Genomic DNA, 21825 nt, shown 5'->3' with positions numbered 1-21825 from the left:
ATCCCGCCGCCCCCCGCGTCTACGGGGGCGTGCAGCGTCAAGGCTCGATGGGCGGCGGCAGCGGTCCCGCCCTCCGCATCCGGGCGACGGGAGCCGTCCTCCTCGTCGTACATCTCGCGTTCGTCGGCTGGCTGACGCTGCGCTCGCTCGATGTCCCCTGGGTCGCCCCCGCCAATCTCCGCCCACTGGCCGGTATCCGCGCCGATCTCGCGCTGGGCTGGCCGGACGCGGCGATCCGGCTCGGTGAGAGCGTCGCGCTGCTCGCGCCGCTCGGGGTGCTGCTGCCCGCGGTGGGCGGGCGGCTGGATGTCTCGCCGCTCGCGTCCGCGCTGCGGACCGTCGCCGCCGGGACGCTGATCTCGCTGACGATCGAGCTGCTCCAGACCGGGGTGCCCGGCCAGGTGACGGACGTCGACTCGCTGCTGCTGAACACCGCGGGCGTGCTGGTGGCGCATGTCACGGTCGTCCCGGCGGCCCGCGCGCGGCTGCGCCGCCGTGCCGCGCGCCGGGCGATGCGGACCCGGGTGGAGGAGGCTCCCCTCCCCCAGGACGAGGCGGCTCAGGGTCGTACCCCGACGATTCCCAGGGTCGGGATCGCCCCGTAGAGCGACGCTTGGGGTGGGTTCGTCTTCGTACGGTGGTGACAGATGGGGCCACCGGATCGGCGGCCCCCACCGACGCTCACGAAGGAGCAGCCATGTCCCGCCTCGCCCGCCCCACCAACGGCCGCGTCATCGGCGGTGTGTGTGCCGCGCTGGCCCGGCGCTTCGGCACCTCCGCGACCACGATGCGGGTGATCTTCCTGGCGTCCTGTCTGCTGCCGGGACCGCAGTTCCTGCTCTACATCGCCCTGTGGATATTCGTCCCCGCCGAGGGCAAGGCCGCCCGTACGGCCTGGTGACGACGCCGGGGCGCACCCCCTGGGTGTGGGGTGCGCCCCGGCGCTGGTCGTGGGTCGGTTCCGGATCAGCCCAGCGGGATGCCGTTGATCGGCAGACCGTGGGTGGGCAGGCCCTTGACGGGGAGTCCGCCGAGCAGACCGGCGGCGGGCTGGGTCGGGCCCTGGGCGAGCACCCGCTCGGCGGCCGGCTGCGCGGCGGCCAGACCGGTGCCCAGCGCGCTCTGCCCCTGGATCACGGCCTCGGCGGCACCCGGCAGCGCCTGGGTGAGGTTCTCGGCGGGGAGGGTGTGGGCGACGGCGCCGACGGCGCTCAGCGCCTGACCGGCGTCCGGCACGGCCGCCGGGGCGGCGTTGGCGGCGCCGGCGCCGGTGGCGGCGAAGGCGGCACCGAGGGCGGCGACACCGAGGGTCTTGGCAGCAGACTGCTTCATGGTGAATGCGTCCTTGGGATGAACGAACTGAAATGAAATGAACGGAACAATGAAATGAACGGAACGGGGATCGGACGGGGATGCGGGAGCGGTCCACGAACGTAAACACGCGGGGCCGCCCGCCGCAAACATCGAAATGCGGACGAGTGGTGAACACCCGCCCGCATTTCAGAGTCCGCTCCGTCCCCCGTTCAGCCCTATTTCTCGCCAGAACCGCTGGTGGAAGCGGTCTGCCGGAACAGCCATTCGGATTTCAGTTCGGCATAGCCGGGCTTGATCACGTCATTGATCATGGCAAGTCGTTCATCGAAAGGAATGAATGCTGACTTCATAGCATTGACGGAGAACCATTGCATGTCATCGAGCGTGTATCCGAACGCCTCGACGAGCTGCTCGAATTCCCTGCTCATACTGGTGCCCGACATGAGGCGGTTGTCCGTGTTCACGGTGGCCCGGAAGTGGAGCCGGCGCAGCAGACCGATGGGGTGCTCGGCGTAGGACGCGGCAGCGCCGGTCTGGAGGTTGGAGCTGGGGCACAGCTCCAGCGGGATCCGCTTGTCCCGGACATACGCGGCGAGCCGCCCGAGGGTGACCCGTCCGTCGTCGGCGACCTCGATGTCGTCGATGATCCGGACGCCATGGCCGAGCCGGTCGGCGCCGCACCACTGGAGGGCCTGCCAGATGGACGGCAGCCCGAAGGCTTCCCCGGCGTGGATGGTGAAGTGGTTGTTCTCCCGCTTGAGGTACTCGAAGGCGTCGAGGTGGCGGGTGGGCGGGTAGCCGGCCTCGGCTCCGGCGATGTCGAAGCCGACGACGCCCTGGTCGCGGTGGCGGTTGGCGAGCTCGGCGATCTCCAGGGCGCGGGCCGCGTGCCGCATCGCGGTGAGCAGGGCGCCGATCCGGATCCGGTTGCCGTCGGCGCGGGCCCGCCGCTCGCCCTCGCGGAAGCCCTCGTTGACCGCCTCCACGACCTCTTCGAGGGTGAGCCCGCCCTCCAGATGCTGTTCGGGGGCGTAGCGCACCTCGGCGTAGACGACTCCGTCCGCGGCGAGGTCCTCGGCACACTCGGCGGCGACCCGGACGAGCGCGTCCCTGGTCTGCATCACCCCGACGGTGTGCGAGAAGGTCTCCAGATACCGCTCCAGCGAGCCGGAGTCGGCGGCCTCGCGGAACCAGATGCCGAGTTTGCCCGCGTCGGTCTCCGGGAGGGCGGTGTATCCCGTCGCGCGGGCGAGTTCGACGATCGTGCCGGGACGGAGGCCGCCGTCGAGATGGTCGTGCAGCAGGACCTTGGGCGCCCGGCGGATCTGGTCCGGGCTCGGGACGGTCCTCTTCCGGTCGGTCTGGTTCCGGTCACTCTGGCTCGTCATTTTCGCACCCTAACTCCTACGCGCGTAGATCGCTCGTTCACCCGTTCCGTCGATACGTAACAGTGACCCCGCGGACGGGTCAGGTGCACCAGGTCTTCTGACACTGTTCTGTCATGGCACAGCAAGCGACGCCGGTCCGCAGCGCGCGTCTGGGACGGGCGCTCGGCCCGGAGCCGACGGCGGTCAGCGCGGTGGTCCTGCTCCTCCCCGGCGGTGACGAGACCTCACACCGCAAGCCCTCCCCCATGTTGGCGACGGCGTCCGTCCGCGCCCTGGGACGCCGGCTGCTGCGCGCCGGACGGGACGAGGGGCTGGCCGCGCATGTCGTCCACTACCGCTACCGCGGCTGGAACGGCGCCGACGCCGATCTCGCCCACGACGCCCAGTGGGCCGCCGAGGAAGTGGTACGGCGCTACGGCGACGTCCCGATCTGCCTCGCCGGGTTCGACATGGGCGGACGCGCGGCGCTGCACGCGGCCGGGCACGAGGCCGTCAACTCCGTGCTCGCCATCGCCCCCTGGCTGCCGGAGGAGGCCGCCGCCGCCGGGTCACCCGAACCGGTGAAACAGCTTGTGGGGCGGCGGGTGCTGCTCGTGCACGGCACGTACGACGAGCGGACCGATCCGGAACTGTCGTTCCGGCTGGCGGCGCGGGCGAAGAAGTCGAACCGGGATGTGTGCCGGTTCGAAGTGCACGGGGACCGGCACGGGTTGCATCAGTACCGGGACGAAGTGCTGGCGCTGTCGGTGGACTTCGTGATGGGGGCGTTGTTCGGGAAGGCGTTCGCGCGGCCCGTGCGGGATGCGCTGGCCGCGCCGCCGCCGTTGGGGTTGCGGATGCCGCTTGCTTCTGGGTTCGGGAAGGCTTATCGGTAGCGCCGTTCGGGTTGGGGTTGTTGTCGGGGTGCGGGTTCGTGGTGGTTGATCGCGCAGTTCCCCGCGCCCCTGAATGGCGTCCCGGCTCAGGTCGGGAACAGGTTGCCCCTTCTTGACAGGAGGAAGCGCTGCCGTTCCCCGCGCCCCCAAGAGGCGGCGTTGAGGCTCAGGTCGGGAGCAAGTTGCCCCTTCTCGATAGGAGGAAGCGCTTGAAAGCGGCCACCGGTGGGGTGTCGGGGTGGCCCTCCAGCCAGGCGACGCCGATTTCTCGGATCGCTCTCGGGGACGTGACCGTCAGTTCCACCACTCCGGGGCGGGGGACCGTCGGTGGGGGGAGGAGGGCCACGCCCAGGCCCGCGGCGACCAGGCCGCGCAGGGTTTCGGTCTCCTCGCCCTCGAAGGCGATGCGCGGGCGGAAACCGGCCTCGCGGCACAGGTCGTCGGTGATGCGGCGCATGCCGTAGCCGGGTTCCAGGGTGACGAAGGTTTCGTCGGCGGCCTCGGCGAGGCGGATGCGCTTGCGGGTGGCGAGGCGGTGGTCGGCGGGGACGACCAGGCGCAGTTTCTGCTCGTCCAGGCGGCGGGCGACGAGGTCGGGGGCGTCCGGGACCGGTGAGGTGAGACAGAGGTCGAGTTCTCCGGCGCGCAGACCTTCGAGCATGGCCTCGCCGTAGTTCTGGACGAGGGCGAAGCGGACCCGGGGGTGGTCGGCGCGGAAGGCGTGCAGCAGGCCGGGGACGGTCTCGGCGCCCATGGTGTGCAGAAAGCCGAAGGCGACCTTGCCGGTGGCCGGGTCGGCGTCGGCGCGGACCTCGTCGGCGGCGCGCTCGATCTCCGCGAGGGCGCGTTCGACGGAGGCCAGGAAGGTGTGCCCGGCGGTGGTCAGGGCGACCGTACGGCCGCGGCGGGCGAAGAGTTCGACGCCGAGGTCCTGTTCGAGGCGGACCAGGGAGCGGGACAGGGTGGACTGGGGGACGTTCAGCTCCAGGGCGGCCCGGGTGACGTGCTCGGTGCGGGCGACCCCGGCGAAGTGGACGAGGCGCGGGGCGAGCAACGCGACGATGTCTTCTGTGTCACTGCCCGGTGACAGTCTCCTCGGTGAGCTGTGCTGATGCTTCATGGGAACGATTATGGGCGTTTCATGCATTGGACGGATGAGCGGGAGGGGAGCAGGGTTCATGGCATGACTCCCGCCAGTACCGGGGCGGCCGGCACCTTGGACGCCGCCGCCTCCTCCGTCCCGTCCACCTCCCCCGTTTCCTCCGTCCCGTCCGTCACCCGCCCCGACTCCCGGCTGAACCCCGGCGGGCCCGGTTACCGCCGGATGAGCTTCGCGCTCTTCCTGGCCGGAGTCGCCACCTTCGCGCTGCTGTACTCGACGCAGGCGCTGCTGCCGCTGATCTCCGGGGACTTCGGGGTGACGGCGAGCGCGGCGAGCTGGACGGTGGCCGCGTCCACCGGTGCGCTGGCGCTGTTCGTGCTCCCGATGAGCGCCCTGTCGGAACGTTTCGGCAGGCGGGCGGTCATGACCGGCTCGCTGGCGGTGGCGGTCGCCGTGGCGGTGGCGGTGCCGTTCGCGCCCTCGCTGGAGGCGCTGGTCGTGCTGCGGGCCGTGCAGGGCGCGGCGCTGGCGGGCGTACCGGCGTCGGCGACCGCGTATCTGGCGGAGGAGGTCCGGCCGAGGGCGCTGGTCACGGCGATCGGGCTGTTCGTCGCGGGCAACAGTGTGGGCGGGATGAGCGGCCGGGTGCTGACCGGCTGGGTGGCGCAGGAATGGGGCTGGCGGGTCGCGCTCGGCGCGCTGGGGCTGATGGCGGTGGGGTGCGCGGTGGCGTTCCGGCTGCTGCTGCCCGCGCCGCGGCACTTCACCCCGGGCTCGCTCCGGCCGGGGGTGCTGGTGGCGACCGTACGGGGGCATCTGGCCGATCCGCTGCTGCGGCGGCTGTACGCGATCGGCGCGCTGTTCATGACCGTGTTCGGCGGGGTCTACACGGTGATCGGGTACCGGCTGACCGAGGCGCCGTTCTCGCTGCCGCAGGGTGTGGTCGGGTCGATCTTCCTGGTGTACCTGGTCGGGACGGTGTCCGCGTCCACGGCCGGGCGGCTGGTGGGGCGGTTGGGGCGACGCGGCGCGCTGTATCTGGCCGGGGGGACGACGGCGGCCGGGCTGCTGCTGTCGCTGGCGGACTCGCTGGGGCTGGTGCTGCTGGGGCTGGTGCTGATCACCGCCGGGTTCTTCGCGGGGCACGCGGTGGCGTCGTCGGCGGTCAGCAAGACGGCGACGACGGGGCGGGCGCAGGCATCGGCGCTGTACCAGTCCGCTTACTACGTGGGGTCGAGTGTCGGGAGCACGGTGGGCGCGGTGGCGTTCCACGCCGGGGGGTGGGGCGGGACCGTGGGGGTCGGGCTGCTGGCGGTGGTGGGGGTTGTGGGGATCACCGTGGCGGGGTCGCGGGCCGCGGCGCGCTCCGCGGGGGGCGTGGAGGGGGGTCGGGGGCGGTCCGTCGTCGGTCGGGTGCGGGTTGGTGGGGGCTGATCGCGCAGTTCTCCCCCGGAGGGGGTACCTCCGGCGCCCCTGAGAACGGGGGTTCGTGATCCGGCGTCCTCGGCGCGGCCCCTTTTTGACCTGCGGTTTTGTTCGCTCCAGCGGCCATTGTCAGTGGGCTGCGGTAGCTTGCGAGGTGCTGGGCGCAATGCGGCGAACGGCGGACGGAACGGCCACAGGGGTGGGTGGACGATGAGCAACAGCACGGCGACTACGACAGACCTCGACGCGACGCTGGAGAAACACCGGGTCGAGCTGACCGGGTACTGCTACCGCATGCTCGGTTCGTCCTTCGAGGCGGAGGACGCGGTGCAGGACACCCTGGTCCGCGCCTGGCGCAGCTTCGACAAGTTCGAGGGCCGCTCCAGCGTCCGCTCCTGGCTCTACCGCATCGCGACGAATGTGTGTCTGGACATGCTGAACGCGGGGAACAAGCGGGCACGCCCGATGGATCTGACCGAGGCCACCCCGCTCGCCCAGGCGGCGCTGTCGCCGCGCCCGGACCACACCTGGCTGGAGCCGATGCCGGACTCCCGGGTGCTGCCTTCGACGGCGGACCCGGCGGAGGCGGCGGTCGCCAAGGAGTCGGTGCGGCTGGCGTTCATGGCGGCGCTCCAGCAGCTGCCGCCCAAGCAGCGCGCGGTGCTGATCCTGCGGGAGGTGCTGGCGTGGCGGGCCGCCGAGGTCGCCGAACTGCTGGGGACATCGGTGGCGAGCGTCAACAGCGCCCTCCAGCGGGCCCGTGCGACGCTGGCCGAGCGGGAGCAGGCGGGCGCCGACGCGTCCGTGTCGGATCCGCTGGACGAGGAGCAGCAGAAGCTTCTGGAGCGCTATGTCGCCGCCTTCGAGGGGTACGACATGACGGCCCTGACGGCGCTGCTGCACGAAGACGCGATCATGACGATGCCGCCGTTCGACCTGTGGCTGCGCGGCACGGCGGACATCACCGGTTTCATGACCACGCTGGGCGCGGCCTGCGAGGGCTCGCGGCTGCGTCCGGTGCAGGTCAATGGGCTGCCCGGGTTCGCGCACTACAAGCCGGACCCGGAGAAGGGCGGTTTCTCGCCGTGGGCGGTGCAGGTGCTGGAGCTCTCAGACGGGCGGATCACCGGCTTCCACTGCTTCCTCGACGTGGCGCGCTGGTTCCCGCTGTTCGGGCTGCCCCTCCATCTCGAAGCGGAGACCGACGAGGTCGAGGAGGGCGTGTAGCGCGGGATCGGGGTCGCGCAGCCGGATGCGTCCGCCGGCCCGGCGGGCGGTGAGTTCCATCCGGGCCAGCAGGTCGACGGCGGCCAGGCCCGGCGGTCCGATCGCGGCGACATCGCACACCACCACCGGGGCGCCCGTGGCTTCCAGCAGGGTCCGCACCTCGGCGCACAGCCCGGTCACCCCGTCCCGGGTGACAGGGCCGGCGAGCACGATCTCGGCAAGGGGCTTGGCGTCCACGTGCGGTAGACCGGCGCGGCGGGCGTAACTCATCGCGCTTCCTCGCGATGTGTCGTGCGGGACGGTACGGAGCGTGGCTCCGGCCTGCCCGGAAGCGGCGCTGGGGCCCGGCCGCTGACCCCGTGACACCACCTTGACCTGGGGTGCCGCTGCCCCGAGGGTTGGCCGAGGGAGCGCCGTGCAGGGGGTGTTGAGCGGGTTCGCGGTGATCGCGGTGGTGATCGTCGTCGGGTATCTGATCGATGTCCGGGGGCATCTGGGCGAGCAGGGCCGCGAGGTGCTCACCAAGCTGGCGTTCCATGTGGCATCCCCCGCGCTGCTGTTCACCACGCTCGCGGCGGCGGATCTGTCGGTGGTCTTCTCCAGTCGGCTGCTGGTGACGGCGCTGTCGACGGTGGCGGTGGCGGGGGTGTTCGTGGCGGTGGCCGTCGTGCGGCGCTGGGGGGTGGGGCGGACCACGATCGGGGCGCTGTGCGCGAGTTATGTGAACGCCGGGAATCTGGGCATTCCGATCGCGGTGTATGTCCTCGGGGATGCCTCGCTGGTGGCGCCGGTCCTGCTGTTCCAGCTGATCGGGGTCACCCCGATCGCGCTGACGATCCTGGATCTGACGAGCGGTGGGGGCACCGAACGGCCCTGGTGGCAGCTGGTGCTGACGCCGTTGCGCAATCCGATAGCGGTCGGTTCGCTGGCCGGGGTGGCGGTGTCGGCGACGGGGGTGCGGGTGCCGGGGCCGGTCCTGGACCCGCTGATCCTGATCGGCAACATGTCCGTCCCGGCGGTGCTGCTGGCCTTCGGGATCTCCCTGCGCGGCAGCACCCTGCCGCTGCGGGGCGCGGAACGCACCCCGGTGCTCCTCGCCGTGGCCCTGAAGTCCTTCGCCCAGCCCGCGCTGGCCTGGGCACTGGCGGCGGGCGTCTTCGGCCTGAAGGGCGCGGCCCTGCTGGACGTGGTGGTCACCTCCGCCCTCCCGGCGGCCCAGAACCTCTTCACCTACGCGAGCCGCTACCGGGTGGGGGAGGTTCTGGCGCGGGAGTCGATCCTGCTGTCTACGGGGTTGTCGGTGCCGGTGTTGGTGGTGGTGGCGGCGTTGTTGGGGTGACGCCGCTCAGTCTGTGAGGAACTCGTCGGTTTCGAGTTCGAGGTCGAAGGGTTCCGGTAGATGGATCGGCTCGCCGAACTTTCCGGCGCGCAGAACTCGGTAGACGTCCCCATGAGGTTCGCCGTAGAGCGTGATGGTGGGGCCTGCGGGTGCCCAGCTGTCGATCAACAAGTACAGCGGAACTGCTGCCTGGGCATATCCGGCGGCCTTCTTCAGCCGGTCGTTGATCGCGTTGGACTTGGACGTGATTTCAACAACCAGTTCGGCCGCCGCCGCTGGAATGCAGTTGCCGGGCTCGGAACGCACGACAGCCCTGGGCGCCACGGCGATGTCCGGGATGTACAGGCCGTCCCGTGAAGGGACCGCAGTGCCCAGCGTCTGATAGATCCCCAGACTCCGGGGGATGACGGCATAAAGACTCCGCTGGACCAGGTCGGCAATGTCGTTGTGTGCGTTGGACGGCGGCGGTGCCACGGTGACGATCCCCTCGATGATCTCCACCTTGCAGCCCTCGGGCGCGTCCGTCTCCTTCCAGATCCGGACGAGGCCGTCCCACTCGTGGCCGTTGGCCGTCGAGTGGTCGACGGTGAGTGCGCTCATGGCGGTCTCCAATCAGTACGTCACCGATCCCAGCATGCCGAACGGGACCGGCGGAGGTCCACCGGTCCCGTGCACCCATATGGGGAAACCCCAGGTCAGGCGATGCGTTCCAGGATTACGGGGGTCGGCTCGAAGGGGGTTTCCGGGGTCGCGATGTCGTAGGCGGCGGAGAGGGACTCCAGGGCGTACGGGAAGCGGTCCGGGGTGTCGGTGTGGAGGGTGAGGAGGGGGGTGCCCTCGGTGATGTGGTCGCCGGGCTTGGCGTGGAGTTCGATGCCCGCGCCCGCCTGGACCGGGTCCTCCTTGCGGGCGCGGCCCGCGCCCAGGCGCCAGGCGGCCACGCCGATGGCGTAGGCGTCGAGGCGGGTGAGGACGCCGGAGGAGGGGGCCGTGACGATATGGGTCTCGCGGGCCGTCGGGAGGGGGGCGTCCGGGTCGCCGCCCTGCGCGGTGATCATGCGGCGCCAGACGTCCATCGCCGAGCCGTCGGCCAGGGCTTTCGCCGGGTCGGCGTCGGGCAGGCCCGCCGCGGTGAGCATCTCGCGGGCCAGGGCGAGGGTCAGTTCGACCACGTCGGAGGGGCCGCCGCCGGCGAGGACCTCGATGGACTCGCGGACCTCCAGGGCGTTTCCGGCGGTCAGGCCGAGGGGGGTCGCCATGTCGGTGAGGAGGGCGACCGTGCGGACACCGTGGTCGGTGCCGAGGCCGACCATGGTGGCGGCGAGTTCACGGGCGTCGTCCAGGGTCTTCATGAAGGCGCCGGAGCCGACCTTCACGTCCAGGACCAGGGAGCCCGTGCCCTCCGCGATCTTCTTGGACATGATGGAGGAGGCGATCAGCGGGATGGCCTCGACCGTGCCGGTGACATCGCGCAGGGCGTACAGCTTCTTGTCGGCGGGGGCCAGGCCGTCGCCCGCGGCGCAGATCACCGCGCCGGTGGTGTCCAGGACGGAGAGCATCTCCTCGTTGGAGAGCAGGGCCCGCCAGCCGGGGATGGACTCCAGCTTGTCCAGGGTGCCGCCGGTGTGGCCGAGGCCGCGGCCGGAGAGCTGGGGGACGGCGGCGCCGCACGCGGCGACCAGGGGCGCGAGGGGAAGGGTGATCTTGTCGCCGACCCCGCCGGTGGAGTGCTTGTCGGCGGTCGGGCGGGAGAGCGCGGAGAAGTCCATGCGCTCGCCGGAGGCGATCATGGCCGCCGTCCAGCGGGCGATCTCGCGGCGGTTCATGCCGTTGAGCAGGATGGCCATCGCGAGCGCGGACATCTGTTCGTCGGCGACCTCGCCGTGGGTGTACGCGTCGATGACCCAGTCGATCTGCGCGTCGCTCAGCTCTCCGCGGTCCCGCTTGGTGCGGATGACGGTGATGACGTCCATGGCCGTGGGTGGCATCGGTGGGGTTCCTTCCGGGTGGATGGAGAAGGGGGCGGAGAAGGGGTCGGCCCCTCCGCGGGGGTGGGGCGGAGGGGCCGGTGGGTGGTGGTCAGTGGGCGAGATGCCCCGGGCCGAACGCCTGCGGGAGCATCGCCGACAGCGGCACGATCCCCTCCGGGGTGTCGAGCAGGAGACCGGGGCCGCCGAACTCGTACAGGAGCTGGCGGCAGCGGCCACACGGGACGAGGAGGTCGCCGTTGCCGTCGACGCAGGTGAAGTGGGTCAGCCGGCCGCCGCCGCTGCGCTGGAGCTCGGAGACCAGCCCGCACTCGGCGCACAGGCTCAGCCCGTAGCTGGCGTTCTCCACATTGCAGCCGGAGACCGTGCGGCCGTCGTCGACCAGGGCCGCGACCCCGACCGGGTAGCCGGAGTAGGGGGCGTAGGCGCGGGTCATGGCCTCGCGGGCGCGGGCCCGCAGGCCGTCCCAGTCGGCCGCCGCGGTCACTTGCCCTGTCCCTTGCGGTACGGCATGCCGTCCGCCTTCGGCATCCGCAGCCGTTGCGCGGAGAGCGCGAGGACGACCAGCGTGATGACGTACGGCGTCGCGGAGACGACCTGGTTGGGGACCTCGTTGGTGCCCGCGTACCAGGCGAAGACCAGGGCGCCGATCACCAGGGTGATGCCCGCCTTGACGTACTTCTTGCGGACGGCCAGCCAGATCGCGCCGATGATCAGCAGCAGCGCGGCGAGCAGGAGGAGGGCGTGGACGTTCTCGGAGCCGCCGCGCAGATTGAGGCTGTCGGTGTAGCCGAAGAGGCCGGCGCCGATGGCGAGGCCGCCCGGCATCCAGTTGCCGAAGATCATCGCGGCGAGGCCGATATAGCCGCGCCCGCTGACCTGGCCCTCCAGATAGAACGGGTTGGCGACGATGGAGAGGAAGACCCCGCCGAGCCCGGCGAGGCCGCCGGAGATGATCACGGCCAGGTACTTGTACTTGTAGACATTGACGCCGAGGGACTCGGCGGCGACCGGGTTCTCGCCGCAGGAGCGCAGCCGCAGTCCGAAGGCGGTGCGCCACAGGATCCACCAGGTGGCGGGGATCAGGGCGATGGCGATCAGGGTGAGCCAGGAGACATTGGTGACCAGGCCGCCGAGGAGTCCGGCGAGGTCCGAGATCAGGAACCAGCCCTGCTCGTTGAGATCTCTGAGCCAGTCGGAGAGTCCCGGCACGGTGAACTGGCCGAGCGATTCGACCGCCGGGGACTGCTTGGCGGAGCCGCCCTGGTGGCCCTCGAAGGCGAGCGGCGCGAGATAGCGGGTGGCGCCGAGGGCGAGGATGTTGATGGCCACACCGGAGACGATGTGGTTGACGTTGAAGGTGACGGTCACGATGGCGTGCAGCAGTCCGCCGAGGCAGCCGCCGATGATGCCGACGAGGACACCGGTCCAGGGGCCCCACTGGAATCCGGCCCAGGCGCCGAACCAGGTGCCGAGGATCAGCATCCCTTCGAGGCCGATGTTGACCACGCCCGCGCGCTCGGCCCACAGTCCGCCGAGTCCGGCCAGTCCGATGGGCACGGCGAGCTGGAGGGCGGTGGACATCTGGCTGACGTTGGTGATGCCGTCGGCGCCGGTGATGATCCGGACCAGCGAGGTCAGGGCCAGGGCGCCGGCGATGACCAGCATCAGCACGGGCAGGGAGAGCCGGCGGCCGGTGGGCGCCGCGGGTCGCAGCGTGGGCTGGTTGAGGTCGGTCACGGTGGTCATCGGCCAGCCACCTCCTTCGTGGAGTTGTCGGTGGCGCCGAGCACATGACCGGCGGCGAGTTCGGCGCCGACCCGGCGCTGCTGGCGGCGCAGGCCCCACTCCCGGACGGCCTCGTAGGAGACGACGACCGAGAGGACGATGAGGCCCTGCATGATGACCGCGATCTCCTTGTCGTAGCCGTGGAAGTCCAGCTCGGGCGATGCCTTGTCGAGCCAGGCCCACAGCAGGGCGGCGAAGGCGATGCCGACCGGGTTGTTGCGGCCGAGGAGGGCGATGCCGATACCGAGGAAGCCGATGCCGGTCGGGAAGTTCAGGCTGTAGGTGTGGGTGTCGCCGAGCAGGATCGGCAGCCCGGCGAGTCCGGCGATGGCGCCGGAGAGCAGCATCGCGGTGAGCGTCATCCGCTTGGGGTTGACGCCGCTGGCCGCGGCGGCGGTCTCGGAGGCGCCGGAGGCCCGCAGATCGAAGCCGAAGCGGGTGCGGTTGAGGGTGATCCAGTAGCCGATGCCGAGCAGGACGGCGAGGACGACCAGGCCGTAGATCTCACCGGCGGCGCCCATGTCGAAGCCGGGGACCCAGCCGGACTCGTACATCTCGCCGGTGGTGTTGTTGTTGCCGACCTTCACGCCGAAGACGTCGGGGAGCCACATATAGGCGATGACGGCGGTGGCGATGGCGTTCAGCATGATCGTCGCGACGACCTCGCTGACCCCGCGGGTGACCTTGAGGACACCGGCGATCCCGGCCCAGAAGGCGCCGGTGCACATGGCGGTGAGCAGCAGCAGCGGGATCTGGATGACGGCCGGGAGGTCGGCGTGGGCGCCGACGACGGCGGCCGTCATGGCGGCCAGCTGGTACTGGCCGTCGACACCGATGTTGAAGAGGTTCATCCGGAAGCCGATGGCGACCGCGAGGGCGGCGATGTAGTACATCGACGCCTGGTTGATGATCAGCACCTGGATGTCGGAGAAACCGGCCTGCTCGATCATCAGGACGAACGGCTCGACCGGGTTCTTGCCGGAGGCGAGCAGCACGAGGGCGATGAGCACGAAGGCCACGGCGAGCGCGATGACCGGCCCGGCCAGCGTGAGGAGCACCCGCTCCTTGTCGAACTTCTTCATGTCAGCGGGCCTCGTCTTCCGGAGACTCGGGGGACGGTCCGGTCTTGCCGGTCCCGGGGGTGTCCTCGGGGGTGGCCGCCGGGGCTCCCGGGGTTTCCGGGGCTCCCGGGGTGTGCGGGACGCCCAGGGTTCCCAGGTTCTCGGGGTCGCCCACGATCTCCGGGCTGTCCTCGTCGAGGTGGCCGGTGGAGGCGCCGGTCATGGCGGAGCCGAGTTGTTCGGGGGTGATGGAGCCGGGGTCGGCGTCGGCGACGAAACGGCCGTTGTAGATCACCCGCAGGGTGTCGGAGAGGCCGATCAGCTCGTCCAGGTCGGCGGAGATCAGCAGCACGGCCAGGCCCTCGCGGCGGGCCTCGCGGATGTGGTCCCAGATCGCGGCCTGGGCGCCGACGTCCACACCCCGGGTCGGGTGGGCGGCGATCAGGAAGCGCGGCTTGTGGCTCATCTCGCGGCCGACGATCAGCTTCTGCTGGTTGCCGCCGGACAGCGAGGCGGCGGTGACGTCGATCCCGGGGGTGCGGACGTCGTACTCCTCGACGATCCGGCGGGTGTCGGCCTGGGCGGCCTTGGGGTCCAGCCAGACGCCCTTGGCGTTGGGCCGCTCGGTGACATGGCCGAGGATACGGTTCTCCCACAGCGGCGCTTCGAGGAGCAGGCCGTGGCGGTGGCGGTCCTCGGGGATGTAGCCGATGCCCTGCTCACGGCGCTTGCGGGTGGGCCAGCCGGTGATCTCGTCGGCCGTGTCGCCGGTGGTCTCCCGGGTGGCCAGGGTGATCGTGCCGGAGTCGGCGCCCTTGAGGCCGATGAGCGCGTCCACCAGCTCGGTCTGGCCGTTGCCCTCGACCCCGGCGATGCCGAGGATCTCGCCGGCGTGGATGGTGAAGGTGATGTCGTCCAGCAGGGCCTTGCCGCCGGGGGCCACCAGGCGCAGTTTGTCGACGGTGATGACCGGGTGGTCGGTGACCGTGGACTCGGCGGTCTCCGGGGTGGGCAGTTCGCTGCCGACCATCATCTCGGCGAGCTGCTTGGTGGTGGTCTCGGCGGGGACGGCGGTGCCGACCGTCGTACCGCGCCGGATGACGGTGATCTCGTCGGCGACGGAGAGGACCTCGCCCAGCTTGTGGGAGATGAAGATGACCGAGAGGCCCTCGGACTTCAGCTCGCGCAGATTGTCGAAGAGGGCGTCGACCTCCTGCGGGACCAGCACCGCGGTCGGCTCGTCCAGGATCAGGGTGGTGGCGCCGCGGTAGAGGACCTTGAGGATCTCGACGCGCTGCCGGGCGGCGACCCCCAGCTCCTCGACCAGCACATCGGGGGTGACGCCGAGGCCGTAGCGCTCGGACAGCTCGGTGATCCGGCGGCGGGCGCGGGCGCCGATGCCGTACGGCTTCTCGCTGCCGAGGACCACGTTCTCCAGGACGGTGAGGTTGTCGGCCAGCATGAAGTGCTGGTGGACCATGCCGATGCCGCGGGCGATGGCGTCGGCGGGCGAGGAGAAGGTGACCTTCTCACCGTCCACGGCGATGACGCCCTCGTCCGGCTTCTGCATGCCGTAGAGGATCTTCATCAGCGTCGACTTACCGGCGCCGTTCTCGCCGACGAGGGCGTGGACGGTGCCCTTGCGGACGGTGAGATGGATGTCGTGGTTGGCGACGACGCCGGGGAATCGCTTGGTGATCCCGGTGAGTTCGACGGCGGTCGCCTGACCGCCCGCCGCGGCTGTGGCGGGGCCGTCGGCCGGAGGGCTGCTGGACGCGTTGATGGCGCACTCTCCCATATGGACGGAGGGTCGGGGGTCATCTACACGCGTAGCGCCCCTACGGCATACGAAGGTACGGAGGGCGACGCACCGAGACAACGGGGTACAGGGAGAAAGCCTCCCCGTACCCCGTTGAGCGGACGTAACCCTTTGGTTACACGTTGCTCGGACAGCTGATGTCAGCCGACAGTGGCCGATGGTGGCCAGCTGATGTCAGCCGATGTCAGCTGACGGTGGTCAGCTGCTCTTGACCTGGATCTCGCCGCTGATGATCTTCTCCTTGGCCGTGTCGATGGCTGCCTGGAGCTCGGCGTTGTCGGCGAACACCGGGTTGGACTCCGACAGTCCGACCTCGCCGGTCTTCAGATCGCCCTTGACGATACCGGTCTCCGGCGTGCCGTCCTCGACGGACTTCGCAAGGTTGAAGACGGCCTTCGCGACGTCCTTCATGGCGGAGGTGAGGATCGAGTCCTTGTACTTGGCGAGCGCCTCCTGCTGGTACTGGTCGGAGTCGACACCGATCGCCCACACCTCGTTGGCGGCGGCGGCCTCGATGACACCCTGACCGGACAGACCGGCGGCGGCGTACACCACGTCGGCCTTCTTCTCGATCTGGCCCTCGGCGGCGGTCTTGCCCTTGTCGGGGCTGGAGAAGCCGCCCTCCTCGGCCGTCTGCGTCAGATACTGCGACAGGACGGTGGCCTCGGGGTTGGTGTCCTTGACGCCCTGCTCGAAGCCGGCCTGGAACTTGTGGATCAGCGGGATGTCGACACCGCCGACGAACCCGACGACATCGCTCTCGGTGCTCTTGGCGGCGGCGACACCGGCCAGGTAGGACGCCTGCTCCTCGGAGAAGACCAGGTCGGCGACGTTGTCCGCCTCGACGGTGGAGTCGTCGACGATGCCGAAGGTGGTGTCCGGGAACTTCTCCGCCGCGCCCTTGATGGCCGCCGCGTAGGCGTAGCCGACGCCGACGACCGGGTTGTAGCCCTGCTTGGCCAGGGACTCCAGCCGCTGCTGCTTGTCCGCGTCGGTCTCGCCCTCGGTGGGCTCGACGTCCTCGGTCCGGTAGCCGAATTCCTTCTGCGCCTGCTCCAGCCCGGCGTACGCGGCGTCGTTGAAGGACTGGTCGCCCTTGCCGCCGACGTCGTAGGCGATGGCGAGGCCCTTGTCCTCGCCGCCCGACTCCGAGGACGAGCTGGAGGAGGAGGTCGAGGTCCCGCCGCAGGCGGCGAGGGCGAGGGCCAGCGAGGCGGTCGCCGCGCCTGCGACCGTGATCCGGGAAATGCGGCGCATGAGTGGTGCTCCTGTCGTACAAGCGCCGGGGGGGTTCAGCCAGGGTCAGCTTCGGCGCTGGTTTCGCCGCAGATTAACGCGCGTAGACCTGCCTGAAAACCCCTTCTGTCCACCTTGTTATCCGCCCGTGCCCAAGCCCGTCCGGGCCCGCCGCGGCACTCATGAGGGGCGTTGCCATCGGGAATACGGCAAGCGGATGGCAGGCCCGGGGCCTGCCATCCGCTTGATACGGCTTCCTACCCTGTCTCCCCTTTTGCCAGATTTTTACCCAGAACAGTGAACCGATGCCCTGCGGAGCTACTCGGTGGCGACCTTGATCGAGCCGTCGATGATCCCGGCCTTGGCGGCGGCGACCGCGTCCGTCAGGCCCGCGACCTCGGCCATCTTCGGGTTGGTGTCGGCCAGACCGACGCCGTCCACCTTGAGGTCGAAGGTCTGGGTACCGGTCAGCGGCTCGCCGTCCTCGACCGACTTGGCCAGCGCGTACACGGCCCCGCCGACATCCTTCAGCGCGGAGGTCAGGATGTAGTCCTTGTACGAGGCCAGCGCCTCCTGCGCGTACTGGTCGGAGTCGACACCGATCGCCCACACCTTGGCGGTGGCGGCGGCCTCGATCACGCCCTGCCCGGACAGCCCGGCGGCCTGGTAGACCACATCGGCGTCCTTCTCGATCTGCCCCTCGGCGGCGGCCTTGCCCTTGTCCGGGCTGGAGAAGCCGCCCTCCTCGGCGGTCTGCGTCAGATACTGCGAGACGACGGTGACCTCGGAGTTGGTGTCCTCGACGCCCTGCTTGTAACCGGCCTCGAACTTGTGGATCAGGGGAATGTCGACCCCGCCGACGAACCCGACGGTATTGGTCTTGGTGGCCTTGGCGGCGGCGACCCCGGCGAGATAGGAAGCCTGCTCCTCCGCGAACACCAGCGAGGCGACGTTCCCGCCCTCGACCACGGAGTCCACGATGCCGAAGGTGGTGTCGGGGTAGTCCTTGGCGACGGCCTCCATGGCGGGACCGTAGGCGAAGCCGACACCGATCACCGGGTTGTAGCCCTGCCGGGCCAGGGAGGCGAGGCGCTGCTCCTTGTCGGCGTCGGTCTCGCCCTCGGTGGGCTCCACATCGGCCGTCTTGTAGCCGTACTCCTTCTGCGCCTGGTCCAGGCCGGCGAACGCGGCGTCGTTGAAGGACTGGTCGCCCTTGCCGCCGATGTCGTAGGCGATGGCGAGACCGAGGTCCTCCGCGGCCGACTCACCGTCCGAGGCGTTGTTCTCGCTGCTGGTTCCACCGCAGGCGGTGGCGGCGAGGGCGAGCGACGCGACCCCCACCGCGACGCGGGTCAGTTTGGAAATCCGACGCATCTGAAGTTCCCCATTCTCCAAAGCCCCGCAGTGGGTGCTGAGTTCGGCGCACATTAACGCGCGTAGACCATCCTGGGAACGGGGTATCGCCTGGCCGTTATCCATTCGTGCCGGTGACTGGTTACGGGCCTGTGACTCACCGGCGCGAATAGGGCACGGGGGGTTAATTCGCGCGGGGGGTGGGGGGTGGATTTTTGGGGCGCGGGCGGGTGCGGGTGGGGGGTGGCTGGTCGCGCAGTTCCCCGCGCCCCTGGAGGTGGGTGGTGACTCAGTTGCTGATCAGTGCGGCGGCGGTGAACAGTTCGACGCCGACCGTGATCGCGTGCTCGTCGACATCGAAGTCTCCTTGGTGGAGATCCCGTACCGTGCGCTCGCCGGGGGTGCGGACGCCCAGGCGGGCCATGGCGCCGGGGACGCGCTCCAGGTACCAGGAGAAGTCCTCGCCGCCGAGGCTCTGCTCGGTGCTCTCGACGGAGTCGGCGCCGCGGCGGACGGTCATCGCGTCGCGGAGCAGTTCGGTGACGGCGGGATCGTTGACGACCGGGGGGACGCCCCGGACGTAGGTGATCTCGGACTTGGCGCGGTGCAGGTTGGCGACCTCGTCGATGGCGGCGTGGACGATGTCGGGGGCCTGGCGCCAGGCGTGGATGTCGAGGCAGCGCACGGTTCCGGACAGCTCGGCGTGCTGCGGGATGACATTCGGGGCGTGGCCGGATTCGATCCGTCCCCAGGTGACGGCGAGCCCGGCGCGGGTGTCGACCCGGCGGGCGACCAGCGCGGGGACGTCGGTGACGACCCGGGCGACGGCGGTGACCAGGTCGGTGGTGAGGTGGGGGCGGGCGGTGTGGCCGCCGGGCCCGTCGAGCGAGATCTCCAGCCGGTCGCAGGCGGAGGTGATGGCCCCGGTACGCAGTCCGATGCGGCCGGCGTCGACGCGGGGGTCGCAGTGCACGGCGATGATCCGGCCGACGCCGTCCAGCACCCCGCAGTCGATGGCGTCGGAGGCGCCGCCCGGGAGCACCTCCTCGGCGGGCTGGAAGAGCAGCCGGACGGGGCGCGGCAGCCGTCCCTGCCGGTGCAGCTCGGCGAGGACGAGTCCGGCGCCGAGGACGACCGTCGTATGCACATCGTGGCCGCAGGCGTGGGCGCGGTCGGGCACGGTGGAGCGGTAGGCGCACTCGGTCTTGGCGTCCGGGATGGGAAGGGCGTCGATGTCGGCGCGCAGCGCGAGCATCCCGGAGGGGGCGGGACCGTCGTCCGGTACGCCGATGTCACAGACGAGTCCCGTGCCCATGGCGAGGACGCGGGGGGTGAGGCCCGCCTTCTCCAGCCGCGCCTTGATGGCGGCGGTGGTGCGGAACTCCTGGTTGCCCAGCTCGGGGTGCATGTGCAGGTCGCGACGGAAGGCGACGAGCTCCTCGCGGAGTGCGTCCGGCAGGGTGCCGGGCAGGGCGCCGGAGTGGACACCGGAGTGGGCACCGGACTCGGTGCCGGGCAGGGCTTCCCCGGGGAGGTCGACCTCGAACTCTTCGGACTCTCGGGACATCAATTGCTTCACCCTCTGAAGGGTAGGCCGCCCGGATGGTCAACTGACCCACGATCTACAAAACTTCAGCCGGTTAGGGCAAAAAAATCTGGCCGTCCGGGGCATAGCTATGGACTTGGGCGGGTAAGCTCCAGCGCTTTTCTTGCCGCGATCACTGCCTGGCACTGCCGTGGGCACTGCCGTGGGCGCGGGAAACAACCCCATCCTCCACGGATACCACGTCCGCCTCAGGTCTTGCTGAACCGTTCATCTGGCGGGACCGGGGGGGATGGGGGCGGACTCTCCCTACTAGCGTGCGGTGCTGTGACGACGCAGACGAACGGAGACGCGGGCCGGGGCCGGGGCCGGGGCCTCGCGGCGGCCACCGGGGGGCGTACGGCGGTCTTCGGGGTGGATGTTTCGCCGCGGATGGTGGAGATAGCTGGCTGCGCCTACCCTCACCTGCGGTTTCATGGGGGTTCGATGGCGTCGCCGGATCTGGCGGAGGGCGGGGAGGGGCGGGCGCGGGGGTTTGTGGTGGGGGTGCGCCGTAGGGATGTGCGGGTGGGTGGGTGGCTGGTCGCGCAGTTCCTCGCGCCCCTGAGGGCGTCAGGCTGCCGTCAGCTCGCACCAGACGTACTTGCCGCCGACGCCGAATCGGCCGGACGGGTGCCAGCCCCAGCGATCGGCGCAGGCGCTGACGAGGGCGAGGCCCCGGCCGGCCTCCATCTCCTCGACCGGCTCCAGCGCGCGGGGGCTGCTGGGCGGGAGGGGGTCGGCGTCCCACGCCCCGATCCAGACGGTCCCCCGAGGGGTGCGGCGCACCTGGAGCGCGGCGGGTCCCTTGGTGTGCAGTACGGCGTTGGCGATCAGCTCGGCGGCGAGCAGCTCCGCGGTGTCGACCAGCCGGATCAGTCCGTGCAGGGTGAGGATCAGGCGGACGGTGCGGCGACAGAGGGTGACGGCGCGGAGATCGCTGGGGATGTGGAGGAGGTACTCCCAGGTGTCGGGGGCGACGGTGGGTTCGGTTTCGGGCATGGGGGATCAACTCCGGTGGGGGCGGGGGAATTGAGCGTGCTGCGGCAGCACCGCGCAGATGCCCCTCTGTGCGGTTGGCGCGTCACTGACGGTAGGGCTAATCGCTTAGACTTCGCAAGCGGATCGCCTACTGTGGCGCCCGAACGAGTAATGCTCCCGGGCATGTTGAGAGGAGAGCCGATGGCTCTGAGGACCGAGCCGACGGCACGGCAGGTGCGACTGGGGGTCGAGCTGCGCAGACTGCGCGACGCGGCTGGACTCACCACGAGAGAGGCGGCTTCGCTGCTCGGGGTCACGGGGCCGGTCATCAGCCAGATCGAGTCGGGCGTCTCGGGAGTCAGCGAGAAGCGCCTTCGGCGACTTGCCACGAATTATGTCTGTGCAGATGAGGAGGTGATCGAGGCGCTGATCGCCATGGCGACCGATCGCACTCGTGGATGGTGGGAGGAGTACCGGGGAGAGTTGCCTGCCGCCTTCCTTGACCTCTCAGAGCTGGAGCACCACTCGACATACCGGCGCGACGCCGAGTTCCTCCTCATCCCTGGCCTCCTCCAGACCGAGGCTTACGCTCGGGCCGCGTTCTCCTCCAGGATCCCCGAACTCTCAGAAGAGGACAGGGAGCTACGCGTTCGACACCGCATGCAACGCAAGGTCATCCTCGAACGGGCTGAACCCATCCCATACGAGGCGGTGATCCATGAAGCGGCTCTGCGGATCAAGGTCCTCGACAGAGCCACCTTGCACGCTCAACTCATCCGTGTTCTGGAACTCTCGGAGGCCCACCACATCACCGTGCGAGTGATGCCTTTCGAGTTGGACGGCTTCGGCGGATCCTGGAACCCGCTGATGCTCGCGGGAGGCGCCGTACCCGAACTGGACACTGCCGCTCGGGACGCTCCCAGTAGCGTTGGTCAAATCCAGTCGCAAGCCCACATAGAACTGCTGCGGCGGCTGTTCCAACGACTGACGGCAGCCACGCTCGACCCTCCCCGCTCTCGTGATCTGATCCACCGACTGACGAAGGAACTGTGAGCGCCACTGTGACCACCTCCAACGCGTGGCGGAAGTCGACCTACTCCGGAGGAAGCGACGGGAGCAACTGCGTCGAGATCGCGGACCGCGCCTCCCACATAGCCATCCGCGACTCCAAGAGGCCTGCCCTCGGCACCCTGCGCATCGGCCCCGCCGCCTTCGCCCCCTTCATCCAAGGACTGAGGCACGGCCAACTCACCTAGGGCGTGTCTTCAATTGATCTTGCGTGGTGGATCATGGTCGGGTGATACGTCGTCATGAGCTGTCTGATGAGGAGTGGGAGTTCCTCCGTCC

Annotated in this window: 22 protein-coding genes; 8 read left to right on the top strand and 14 right to left on the bottom strand. The window is 70.1% G+C overall.

What is annotated here, in order from left to right:
* Positions 1–29 precede the first annotated feature (29 nt).
* Together ABZX40_RS05520 and ABZX40_RS05515 are read left to right on the top strand one after the other, a co-directional pair.
* Positions 30–605 (top strand): VanZ family protein, encoded by a 576-nt coding sequence (locus ABZX40_RS05520; protein WP_355737780.1) that lies wholly within the window; start codon positions 30–32, stop codon positions 603–605.
* A 92-nt stretch (positions 606–697) separates the two neighbouring features.
* On the top strand, positions 698–901 hold the full coding sequence (locus tag ABZX40_RS05515; RefSeq protein WP_355737783.1) for a PspC domain-containing protein: 204 nt from the start codon (positions 698–700) through the stop codon (positions 899–901).
* 65 nt (positions 902–966) lie between these two features.
* Here ABZX40_RS05515 and ABZX40_RS05510 read toward each other — a convergent pair whose 3' ends face one another.
* Together ABZX40_RS05510 and ABZX40_RS05505 are read right to left on the bottom strand one after the other, a co-directional pair.
* Positions 967–1332 carry an ATP-binding protein gene (locus ABZX40_RS05510; RefSeq protein WP_355737785.1) on the bottom strand — a complete coding sequence of 122 codons (366 nt, stop codon included), beginning with the start codon at positions 1330–1332 and terminating at the stop codon, positions 967–969.
* A gap of 197 nt (positions 1333–1529) precedes the next feature.
* Positions 1530–2702, bottom strand: coding sequence for an adenosine deaminase (locus tag ABZX40_RS05505; protein ID WP_355737788.1), 1173 nt, complete (start codon positions 2700–2702; stop codon positions 1530–1532).
* A gap of 113 nt (positions 2703–2815) precedes the next feature.
* Between ABZX40_RS05505 and ABZX40_RS05500 the strand changes: the two genes are divergently transcribed.
* Positions 2816–3577, top strand: a complete 762-nt coding sequence (locus ABZX40_RS05500; protein ID WP_355737791.1) for an alpha/beta hydrolase — start codon at positions 2816–2818, stop codon at positions 3575–3577.
* A gap of 166 nt (positions 3578–3743) precedes the next feature.
* On the opposite strand, the gene ABZX40_RS05495 is transcribed toward ABZX40_RS05500, so the two are convergent.
* Positions 3744–4697 carry a LysR substrate-binding domain-containing protein gene (locus tag ABZX40_RS05495; protein ID WP_355737794.1) on the bottom strand — a complete coding sequence of 318 codons (954 nt, stop codon included), beginning with the start codon at positions 4695–4697 and terminating at the stop codon, positions 3744–3746.
* Between the two features lie 63 nt (positions 4698–4760).
* Between ABZX40_RS05495 and ABZX40_RS05490 the strand changes: the two genes are divergently transcribed.
* Positions 4761–6113 carry an MFS transporter gene (locus ABZX40_RS05490; RefSeq protein ID WP_355737796.1) on the top strand — a complete coding sequence of 451 codons (1353 nt, stop codon included), beginning with the start codon at positions 4761–4763 and terminating at the stop codon, positions 6111–6113.
* A 201-nt stretch (positions 6114–6314) separates the two neighbouring features.
* The gene (locus ABZX40_RS05485) at positions 6315–7331 is read left to right on the top strand and encodes a sigma-70 family RNA polymerase sigma factor (RefSeq protein ID WP_355737799.1); all 1017 of its coding nucleotides are present in this window, start codon (positions 6315–6317) and stop codon (positions 7329–7331) included.
* Here the strand turns inward: ABZX40_RS05485 and ABZX40_RS05480 are convergent.
* Positions 7215–7601, bottom strand: coding sequence for an STAS domain-containing protein (locus tag ABZX40_RS05480; protein WP_355737801.1), 387 nt, complete (start codon positions 7599–7601; stop codon positions 7215–7217). The genes ABZX40_RS05485 and ABZX40_RS05480 overlap by 117 nt on opposite strands.
* Before the next feature lie 145 nt (positions 7602–7746).
* Between ABZX40_RS05480 and ABZX40_RS05475 the strand changes: the two genes are divergently transcribed.
* On the top strand, positions 7747–8670 hold the full coding sequence (locus tag ABZX40_RS05475) for an AEC family transporter (RefSeq protein ID WP_355737804.1): 924 nt from the start codon (positions 7747–7749) through the stop codon (positions 8668–8670).
* A 6-nt stretch (positions 8671–8676) separates the two neighbouring features.
* On the opposite strand, the gene ABZX40_RS05470 is transcribed toward ABZX40_RS05475, so the two are convergent.
* From ABZX40_RS05470 to ABZX40_RS05425, 10 genes are all read right to left on the bottom strand, one after another.
* Positions 8677–9270 carry a Uma2 family endonuclease gene (locus ABZX40_RS05470; protein WP_355737807.1) on the bottom strand — a complete coding sequence of 198 codons (594 nt, stop codon included), beginning with the start codon at positions 9268–9270 and terminating at the stop codon, positions 8677–8679.
* A gap of 95 nt (positions 9271–9365) precedes the next feature.
* Positions 9366–10658, bottom strand: coding sequence for a thymidine phosphorylase (locus tag ABZX40_RS05465; protein WP_355737810.1), 1293 nt, complete (start codon positions 10656–10658; stop codon positions 9366–9368).
* A gap of 91 nt (positions 10659–10749) precedes the next feature.
* Positions 10750–11145, bottom strand: a complete 396-nt coding sequence (locus ABZX40_RS05460) for a cytidine deaminase (protein WP_355737812.1) — start codon at positions 11143–11145, stop codon at positions 10750–10752.
* On the bottom strand, positions 11142–12407 hold the full coding sequence (locus ABZX40_RS05455) for an ABC transporter permease (protein WP_355737815.1): 1266 nt from the start codon (positions 12405–12407) through the stop codon (positions 11142–11144). The genes ABZX40_RS05460 and ABZX40_RS05455 overlap by 4 nt, the downstream gene beginning before the upstream one ends.
* Positions 12404–13528, bottom strand: a complete 1125-nt coding sequence (locus tag ABZX40_RS05450) for an ABC transporter permease (RefSeq protein WP_355737818.1) — start codon at positions 13526–13528, stop codon at positions 12404–12406. The genes ABZX40_RS05455 and ABZX40_RS05450 overlap by 4 nt, the downstream gene beginning before the upstream one ends.
* Position 13529: 1 nt before the next feature.
* Entirely contained in the window at positions 13530–15305 is a 1776-nt protein-coding gene (locus ABZX40_RS05445) for an ABC transporter ATP-binding protein (protein ID WP_355737820.1), read from the bottom strand.
* 219 nt (positions 15306–15524) lie between these two features.
* Complete coding sequence (locus ABZX40_RS05440) at positions 15525–16583, bottom strand: BMP family ABC transporter substrate-binding protein (protein ID WP_355737823.1); 1059 nt, start codon at positions 16581–16583, stop codon at positions 15525–15527.
* 297 nt (positions 16584–16880) lie between these two features.
* Positions 16881–17936: a BMP family ABC transporter substrate-binding protein gene (locus ABZX40_RS05435; protein ID WP_355737825.1), complete on the bottom strand. Its 1056-nt coding sequence runs from the start codon at positions 17934–17936 to the stop codon at positions 16881–16883.
* A 268-nt stretch (positions 17937–18204) separates the two neighbouring features.
* The gene (locus tag ABZX40_RS05430) at positions 18205–19482 is read right to left on the bottom strand and encodes a M20 family metallopeptidase (RefSeq protein ID WP_355737827.1); all 1278 of its coding nucleotides are present in this window, start codon (positions 19480–19482) and stop codon (positions 18205–18207) included.
* A 588-nt stretch (positions 19483–20070) separates the two neighbouring features.
* Positions 20071–20499 (bottom strand): ATP-binding protein, encoded by a 429-nt coding sequence (locus ABZX40_RS05425; RefSeq protein ID WP_355737829.1) that lies wholly within the window; start codon positions 20497–20499, stop codon positions 20071–20073.
* A 180-nt stretch (positions 20500–20679) separates the two neighbouring features.
* Here ABZX40_RS05425 and ABZX40_RS05420 point away from each other — a divergent pair, with 180 nt between their 5' ends.
* On the top strand, positions 20680–21531 hold the full coding sequence (locus ABZX40_RS05420; RefSeq protein WP_355737831.1) for a helix-turn-helix transcriptional regulator: 852 nt from the start codon (positions 20680–20682) through the stop codon (positions 21529–21531).
* Positions 21528–21734 carry a DUF397 domain-containing protein gene (locus ABZX40_RS05415; protein ID WP_355737833.1) on the top strand — a complete coding sequence of 69 codons (207 nt, stop codon included), beginning with the start codon at positions 21528–21530 and terminating at the stop codon, positions 21732–21734. The genes ABZX40_RS05420 and ABZX40_RS05415 overlap by 4 nt, the downstream gene beginning before the upstream one ends.
* Positions 21735–21825 lie beyond the last annotated feature (91 nt).

The organism is Streptomyces sp. NPDC004610 (assembly GCF_040609715.1).
Classification (GTDB): Bacteria; Actinomycetota; Actinomycetes; order Streptomycetales; family Streptomycetaceae; genus Streptomyces.
This window is presented reverse-complemented; position numbering and strand designations above follow the sequence as displayed.